We start from the raw sequence: 824 nt of genomic DNA, 5'->3' as shown, positions 1-824 counted from the left end.
GCGCTTCAGGTTCCGTTCGAGGAAGGTGTCGGGAGCGTCCATCAGGGTTTTTACAGTGCGTTTCAGGCGATGAAAGCGTTCGTCTTGCGTTATCTGGATAAATTTCATACGGGTCAAAAAATCATCATTTGCGGGCATAGTCTTGGTGGAGCTATCGCCTTGTTGCTGGCCGAAGCGCTCCGTCGATTTCCGGATGAGGATTACAACATCCTCCTCTACACCTACGGCGCCCCACGCGCTGGCGACTCAACCTTTGTTGAAGGCGCCACCGACCTTGTCCATCACCGCATGGTCAATCACAACGACCCGGTGCCCGGCGTACCGGCGCCGTGGATGGACGCTAACTGGAAGGTCTGGGTCCCGGGCCTGGTGACGACGGTCTTTTCCGGACTCTATGGCATGTTGCTGTTTGGTGCCGGTCTGGTGCGCGTGGGCGGTGAGCCCTATCAGCATCACGGGCAACAGCAGCATTTCATGCCTGTGCGCTTTAATGACAAGGAGTGGTCGTCGATTTTGTGGGACCCGGATTGCGAGTCCATCGACGATGCCGCCTGTACCGCCATGCTGGAAAAGACGCGACGGGGTGATATGCCGGCCCGCGACGGCCTGCTCGCGCAACTGATCAACTACACCGACCACATGATGATCGCCAGTTACATTCCTTTTGCCTGGGCGACCTTGCGCCGCTGGCAACAAGCCCAGGAAAGCGGCGCAACCATTGTCACCGACCGCGAGTACCGCGTCATCGAAGACGCCTTGGCAACGCTCAAGGAGAAACTTTACGAATATGCCCGCCAGGTGCGCCATAACGAGGGGCCGCAGGG

At 58.4% G+C, this 824-nt stretch carries 1 protein-coding gene; it reads left to right on the top strand.

The genetic code is table 11. The features are described 5' to 3' along the window. Positions 1 to 69: 69 nt before the first annotated feature. Positions 70 to 824: lipase family protein (locus MEB48_RS29025; RefSeq protein WP_442969130.1), on the top strand; the 755-nt coding region annotated here is incomplete at its 3' end.

This window comes from Pseudomonas sp. PGPR40, assembly GCF_022014505.1.
Lineage (GTDB): Bacteria > Pseudomonadota > Gammaproteobacteria > Pseudomonadales > Pseudomonadaceae > Aquipseudomonas.
The sequence above is the reverse complement of the archived record's forward strand: the minus strand, read 5'-3'. Positions and strand labels throughout refer to the sequence as shown.